At 63.5% G+C, this 7,099-nt stretch carries 7 protein-coding genes; 6 read left to right on the top strand and 1 reads right to left on the bottom strand.

The features are described from left to right. Positions 1-39: 39 nt before the first annotated feature. Positions 40-810: a DeoR/GlpR family DNA-binding transcription regulator gene (locus tag B552_RS0105005; RefSeq protein ID WP_026035349.1), complete on the bottom strand. Its 771-nt coding sequence runs from the start codon at positions 808-810 to the stop codon at positions 40-42. Between the two features lie 158 nt (positions 811-968). Here B552_RS0105005 and B552_RS0105000 point away from each other — a divergent pair, with 158 nt between their 5' ends. The 6 genes from B552_RS0105000 to B552_RS0104975 all read left to right on the top strand — a co-directional run bounded on the left by B552_RS0105000 (position 969) and on the right by B552_RS0104975 (position 7,064). Further along, a complete protein-coding gene (locus B552_RS0105000; protein ID WP_019447915.1) occupies positions 969-2,087 on the top strand; it encodes an ABC transporter ATP-binding protein in 1,119 nt (372 codons plus the stop codon). 1 nt (position 2,088) lies between these two features. Next, on the top strand, positions 2,089-3,189 hold the full coding sequence (locus tag B552_RS0104995) for an ABC transporter ATP-binding protein (protein WP_019447914.1): 1,101 nt from the start codon (positions 2,089-2,091) through the stop codon (positions 3,187-3,189). Then, positions 3,186-4,070 carry a sugar ABC transporter permease gene (locus tag B552_RS0104990; protein ID WP_019447913.1) on the top strand — a complete coding sequence of 295 codons (885 nt, stop codon included), beginning with the start codon at positions 3,186-3,188 and terminating at the stop codon, positions 4,068-4,070. The genes B552_RS0104995 and B552_RS0104990 overlap by 4 nt, the downstream gene beginning before the upstream one ends. After that, a complete protein-coding gene (locus tag B552_RS0104985) occupies positions 4,063-4,893 on the top strand; it encodes a carbohydrate ABC transporter permease (RefSeq protein ID WP_019447912.1) in 831 nt (276 codons plus the stop codon). The genes B552_RS0104990 and B552_RS0104985 overlap by 8 nt, the downstream gene beginning before the upstream one ends. 11 nt (positions 4,894-4,904) lie before the next feature. Then, positions 4,905-5,213 carry a DUF2160 domain-containing protein gene (locus B552_RS0104980; RefSeq protein WP_019447911.1) on the top strand — a complete coding sequence of 103 codons (309 nt, stop codon included), beginning with the start codon at positions 4,905-4,907 and terminating at the stop codon, positions 5,211-5,213. A gap of 120 nt (positions 5,214-5,333) precedes the next feature. Continuing rightward, positions 5,334-7,064 carry an ABC transporter substrate-binding protein gene (locus tag B552_RS0104975; RefSeq protein WP_026035348.1) on the top strand — a complete coding sequence of 577 codons (1,731 nt, stop codon included), beginning with the start codon at positions 5,334-5,336 and terminating at the stop codon, positions 7,062-7,064. The last annotated feature ends 35 nt before the right edge of the window (positions 7,065-7,099 follow it).

Raw genomic sequence — 7,099 nt, 5'->3', positions numbered from 1 at the left:
CCGCCAGCGGGAGAGGGGAGCGGATCTCGTGACACAGCCTCACTCCTGATCGGCGACCACACATTTCACTCCGCTTTCCGCCAGCATCGTGTCGAACGGCGCCAGTAGCGGCTCGTCCGTGAACAGTCGGTCGATGCTTGCCAGCGGCGCCAGTTCCACCATGGCCTGCCGGTTGAACTTGCTGGCGTCCGCGGCCAGCCAGATTTCGCGCGAGTGTTCCATGATCGTGCGCGCCACCTTGACCTCGCGGAAGTCGTAATCGCGCAGCGTGCCATCGGCCTCGATCCCGGAGATGCCGATCAGCCCGATATCCACCTTGAACTGGCGGATGAACTCCACCGTGGCCTCGCCGACGATGCCGCGGTCGCGCGAACGCAGCACGCCGCCGGCGACGATGACTTCGCAGTCGGGGTTATCCGCGAGGATATTTGCCACGTTCAGGTTGTTGGTGATCACGCGCAGCCCCCGATGGTGGATCAGCGCGCGCGCCACTTCCTCCACCGTGGTGCCGATGTTCAGGATCAGCGAGCAGCCCTCCGGCACCGCCGCCGCCACGGCACGCGCAATGCGCGCCTTGCCTTCCGCATTGAGTACCTGCCGTTGCCGGTAGGCAATGTTCTCCGTCGTCGATCCCTCCATTCTTACCCCGCCGTGAAACCGGGCAAGCATGCCGTTCTCCGCCAGCAGATTGACGTCGCGGCGGACGGTTTGCAGGGTCACGCCGAACTTGTGCGCGAGTTCGTCGATGGAGGCGAAGCCCCGCGTGCGGACTTCCTCGAGAAGAGCGGTCTGGCGTGGATTGAGCGTCATGTCCGGCATTCTAGTTCAAACAGAAACGAAAACAAATGACGCATCGCAGTATTGTTTTGTGTTCGTTTTTGAGCTAAAACGAGCGGGTTGCTATGAAAAGTGCGCTTCAGCCGTAGTTTTCGAAGTGGCTGGGCCGTCACAAGAATATTGGAGACTGGATGCAGCTCAGCCTGGAAGGCATTGCGCAACATGTGGGATCGCAAGCCTATCTCTACCCGATGTCGCTGGCCCCGATGGCCGGCGCCGTCACCATCCTGTTGGGGACCACACAGGCCGGCAAGACCTCGCTGATGCGGGTCATGGCCGGGCTGGACAAGCCCGCCGCCGGCCGCGTGCTGGTGGACGGCGCGGACGTGACCGGTGTGCCGGTTCGCGATCGCAACGTGTCGATGGTCTACCAGCAGTTCATCAACTACCCGTCGCTGCGGGTGTTCGACAACATCGCCTCGCCACTGCGGCTGCGCCGCGATCATCACGCGGACATTGCCACGCGCGTACGCTCGCTGGCCGCGCGGCTGCATATCGATCACCTGCTGGATCGCTATCCCGCCGAGCTATCGGGCGGCCAGCAGCAACGTGTGGCGCTGGCGCGCGCGCTGGCCAAGAGTGCGCCGCTGATGCTGCTGGATGAACCGCTGGTCAACCTTGACTACAAGCTGCGCGAGGAACTGCGTGAGGAATTGACCCAGCTATTCGCGCAGGGCGATGCCACCGTGATCTACGCCACCACCGAACCGGCTGAAGCGCTGTTGCTTGGCGGTTACACGGCGGTGCTGGATGCCGGCGAACTGCTGCAGTACGGCCCGACCCCCGAGGTATTCCACTATCCGGCGTCCCTGCGCGTGGCCCGCGCATTCAGTGACCCGCCGATGAACCTTGTCGATGGCACGCTTGCCAACGGCCGTGTCACGCTGGCCGGCAATATCGTGATCCCGCTGCCCGACGTGACTGCGGCGGATGGCCTCGTCACGGTCGGTGTGCGCGCCGGCGCGCTGCGGCTGCATGCCGTGCCGCAGGCTGTGGCGGTGCCGGGCCGGGTAGCGCTGGCCGAGCTGTCCGGCTCGGATACGTTCGTGCACGTGGACACGTCAGCCGGCAGCCTGGTGGCACAGTTCGCAGGCGTGGTCGATCTCGAACTGGGCGCGCCGTTGTCGCTACATATCGAGCCAGCGCAGATCTATCTGTTCAACGCGGCGGGCGATCGGATTCATGCGCCGCGCCGTCCCGGCACGCTGGCGAATCAGTCTGCGGCGCCGATGATCGAATCCGGAGTCTGACATGGCGCGTATCGATCTCGACCTCGCGCATGCCTATGTCGCCAATCCGCAGAAAGATGAAGACTACGCGCTGCTGCCGTTGCGCTTTTCATTCGAGGATGGCGGCGCCTATGCGCTGCTGGGTCCGTCCGGCTGCGGCAAGACCACGCTGCTGAACTGCATCTCGGGGCTGCTGCGCCCATCGCAGGGCACGATCAGCTTTGACGGCAACGATGTGACTGGGGCCACGCCGCAGGCGCGCAATATCGCGCAGGTGTTCCAGTTCCCGGTGATCTACGACACGATGACGGTCGGTGAGAACCTGGCGTTTCCGCTGCGCAACCGCGGCGTGCCGGCCGCGCAAGTCAGGGAGCGCGTTGGCCGCGTGGCCGAAATGCTCGACCTGTCCGCGGCGCTGGACCGCCGCGCAAGCGGTCTGGCTGCCGACGCCAAGCAGAAGATCTCGCTTGGCCGCGGCCTTGTGCGTCAGGACGTCTCGGCGATCCTGTTCGACGAACCGCTGACCGTGATCGACCCGCATCTGAAATGGCAGTTGCGCCGCAAGCTCAAGGAGATCCATCACGAGTTCCGCCTGACGCTGATCTACGTCACCCACGACCAGACCGAGGCACTGACGTTTGCGGACCAGGTGGTGGTGATGTCGCGCGGCAAGGCCGTGCAGGTGGGCTCTGCGGACGCGCTGTTCGAGCGGCCCGCGCATACGTTCGTTGGCCACTTTATCGGATCGCCGGGCATGAATTTCCTGCACGGAGAATGGCGTGACGGCGCCATCGAGGTGGCGGGGCGCCGCTACACGCCTGAACTGCCGGCGGACACTGCGGCTGCCTTGCAGGCGGCGGGCCGCTTCAAGATCGGCGTGCGTCCCGAATACCTGAAGCTGGCTTCCGGCGACGATTCCCAGGCCATGCCCGTGCGCGTGGAGCGCGCGCAGGACATCGGCACGTACTGGCTGGTGACGTCGACCGTGAATCATGGCGAGTCAGCGACGCTGCGTGCGCGGCTGGGCGTGGAGGCGGCCCATCTGAGTCCCGGCGACACCGCACGGCTGTCGCTGTTCAACCGCCATACCTGCTTCTATATCAACGAGGAACTGGTCCAATGAAGCCCGTCAACCAGAAGGCCTGGCTGCTGGTCTTGCCCGTGGTGCTGTGCGTGGCGTTCTCGGCCATCCTGCCATTGATGACGATCGTCAACTATTCGGTGCAGGACATCATCGCGCCCGACCGGCGCGTGTTCGTCGGCACCGAGTGGTTCCGCACGGTGCTGCGCGACGACGAACTGCACGGCGCGTTGTTCCGGCAGCTTGGCTTTTCGCTGGCCGTGCTGTGCGTGGAGATTCCGCTGGGCATCCTGCTGGCGCTGTCTATGCCGGCCAAGGGCTGGAAGGCGTCGGCCACGCTGGTGATCATCGCGCTGTCGTTGCTGATTCCATGGAACGTCGTTGGCACGATCTGGCAGATCTTCGGGCGTACTGATATCGGCCTGCTTGGCGCGGCGCTCGACGGGCTCGGCTTCAACTACAACTACACGGGCAGTGCCGTGGATGCCTGGGTGACCGTGCTCGTGATGGATGTGTGGCACTGGACGCCGCTGGTCGCGCTGCTCTGCTACGCGGGGCTGCGTGCGATTCCAGATGCCTATTACCAGGCCGCGCAGATCGATGGTGCCTCGCGCTTCGCGGTGTTCCGGTTCATTCAACTCCCCAAGCTGCGTGGCGTGCTGATGATCGCCGTGCTGCTGCGCTTCATGGACAGCTTCATGATCTACACGGAGCCGTTCGTGCTGACCGGCGGCGGCCCCGGCAACGCCACCACGTTCCTGTCCCAGTACCTGACGCAGAAGGCCGTGGGCCAATTCGACCTGGGGCCGGCAGCGGCGTTCTCGATTGTCTACTTCCTGATCATCCTGCTGACCTGCTTCATCCTCTACAACTGGATGCAACGCGCCGGTACGGCCGGCGCCGAGGAGATTCCCAATGGCTGAGCAAGCGCTTCCGGGCCAGCGGGCAAGCTGGTGGCGGCCCGCGTTCCTGACTGTCTACCTGCTGTTTGCCATCGTGCCGATCTACTGGATGGTGAACATGTCGTTCAAGACCAACGAGGAGATCGTCTCCACGCTCTCGCTCTGGCCGGCATCGTTCACGTTCGAGCACTACCTGACCATCTTTACCGATTCGTCCTGGTACTCGGGCTATATCAACTCGATGATCTACGTGGCGATGAACACGGTGATCTCGATCGGCGTGGCCCTGCCGGCGGCCTACGCGTTCTCGCGCTACCAGTTCATCGGCGACAAGCACGTGTTCTTCTGGCTGCTGACCAACCGCATGACGCCGCCAGCGGTGTTCCTGCTGCCGTTCTTCCAGCTGTACACGACGATCGGCCTGATGGATACGCATCTGGGCGTGGCACTGGCCCACCTGGTGTTCAACGTGCCGCTGGCGGTCTGGATCCTGGAGGGCTTCATGTCGGGCGTGCCGCGCGAGATCGACGAGACCGCATACGTGGACGGCTACTCGTTCCCGCGCTTCTTCCTGACGATCTTCCTGCCGCTGATCAAGGCCGGCGTGGGCGTGGCGGCGTTCTTCTGTTTCATGTTCAGCTGGGTGGAACTGCTGCTGGCGCGCACGCTGACATCCGTCAACGCCAAGCCGATCGTGGCGACGATGACGCGTACGGTATCGGCCTCCGGTATGGACTGGGGCGTGCTGGCGGCAGCAGGCGTGCTGACGATCGTGCCGGGTGCGATCGTGATCTGGTTCGTGCGGCACTACATCGCGAAGGGCTTCGCGATGGGACGCGTTTGAGGGAGACGCAGATGCTTAACTGGATGGTGTGGACCACGCCAGTGGCCGTGTTCTTTGCTACGGTGGTGGTCATGCTGATCGCCATGACGATCTGGGAGACGCGCACGCCCACGGTGACGCGCAAGGGCTTCCTGCCAATTGCCACCACGCGTGGCGACCGGCTGTTCATCGGCCTGATGTGCGCCGCGTGGATCAACCTTGCGTGGGTGGGGCTGGGCGAGAAGGTCCAGACGTGGCTGCAGCTTCCGGAAGAGCCGTCGATCTGGATCAGCGCGGGCGTCTCGGCCGTGGTGCTGCTGTTGATCATGCGCCGGGGCTAGCGCGTCTGGCGCCGGAGAATTTGCTGTCATGGGCTGCGAGATCTCGTCCCTTCCCCGGGGCCGCAACCCAATCATAGAGCCGGGGAAGGGGTTCATGAGGAGACACTGATGAAAGAGCGCGTGAAATTGGGGATGTCGGCGCTGGCCTTTGCGGCCGCGCTGGCATGCGGACATGCCGCCTGGGCCGATGAGGCCGCGGCAAAGAAGTGGGTCGACAGTGAGTTCCAGCCGTCGTCGCTGTCCAAGGACAAGCAGATGGCCGAAATGAAGTGGTTCATGGACGCCGCCGCCAAGCTGAAGGCCAAGGGCGTCACCCAGATCAATGTGGTGTCCGAGACCATTACCACGCACGAGTACGAATCGAAGACGCTGACCAAGGCGTTCGAGGAGATCACCGGCATCAAGGTCAACCACGACATCATCCAGGAAGGCGACGTCGTCGAGAAGCTTCAGACCTCGATGCAGTCGGGCAAGTCGATCTACGACGGCTGGATCTCCGACTCCGACCTCATTGGCACGCACTATCGCTATGGCGCGATCCTTCCGCTATCGGACTATATGAGCGGCGCGGGCAAGGAGTTCACGAACCCCGGCATCGACATCAAGGATTTCATCGGTACCAAGTTCACCACGGCGCCTGACGGCAAGCTCTACCAGTTGCCGGACCAACAGTTTGCCAACCTGTACTGGTTCCGCGCCGACTGGTTCGCACGCAAGGACCTGCAGGAGAAGTTCAAGGCCAAGTACGGCTATGACCTGGGCGTGCCGACCAACTGGTCTGCCTACGAGGACATCGCCAACTTCTTCACGAATGACGTCAAGGAGCTGGACGGCAAGAAGGTCTTTGGCCATATGGACTATGGCAAGAAGGACCCGTCCCTGGGCTGGCGCTTCACCGATGCATGGCTGTCGATGGCTGGCTCTGCCGACAAGGGCCTGCCCAATGGCATGCCGGTGGACGAGTGGGGCATCCGCGTGGCGGAGGACAAGTGCACGCCGGTGGGCGCGTCGATCACGCGTGGCGGCGCCACCAACAGCCCGGCTGCGGTATTCGCGCTGACGAAGTACGTCGACTGGATGAAGAAATTCGCGCCGCCGCAAGCCATGGGCATGACGTTCTCGGAAGCCGGTCCGGTGCCGGCGCAGGGCCAGGTGGCGCAGCAGATTTTCTGGTACACGGCCTTCACCGCCGACATGACCAAGAAGGGCCTGCCGGTGGTCAACGCCGATGGCTCGCCAAAGTGGCGTATGGCGCCGTCGCCGTACGGTCCGTACTGGAAGCAGGGCATGCAGAACGGCTACCAGGACGTGGGGTCGTGGACGTTCTTCAAGAACACCGATCCGAACCGCCTGGCCGCAGCCTGGCTCTATGCGCAGTTCGTGACTTCCAAGACGGTGTCGCTGAAGAAGTCGCTGACCGGCCTGACATTCATCCGCGACAGCGATATTCACCACGAGTACCTGACCAGGAACGCGGACAAGTACGGCGGCCTGATCGAGTTCTACCGCAGCCCGGCCCGCGTGGCCTGGACGCCGACCGGCAACAACGTGCCCGACTATCCGAAGCTGGCACAGCTTTGGTGGAAGAACGTGGCGACGGCGGTGACGGGCGAAAAGACGCCGCAGGCCGCGATGGACAGTCTGGCCGAAGAGATGGACAACGTGATGGGCCGCCTGCAACGCGCCGGCATGGCCAATTGCGCGCCGAAGCTCAACCCGAAGAGCGATCCGTCGAAGTGGCTGTCGTCGGAACATGCGCCGTGGAAGAAGCTTGAAAACGAAAAGCCGAAGGGCGAGACCATCGCCTATGACAAGCTGCTGCAGGCCTGGAAGGAAGGGCGTGTGCGCTGATTCTTGCTAAACGGGGTGTTCGGCTTGTACCGTGA

The sequence above is a fragment of the Cupriavidus sp. BIS7 genome, assembly GCF_000292345.1.
GTDB lineage: Bacteria > Pseudomonadota > Gammaproteobacteria > Burkholderiales > Burkholderiaceae > Cupriavidus.
This window is presented reverse-complemented; position numbering and strand designations above follow the sequence as displayed.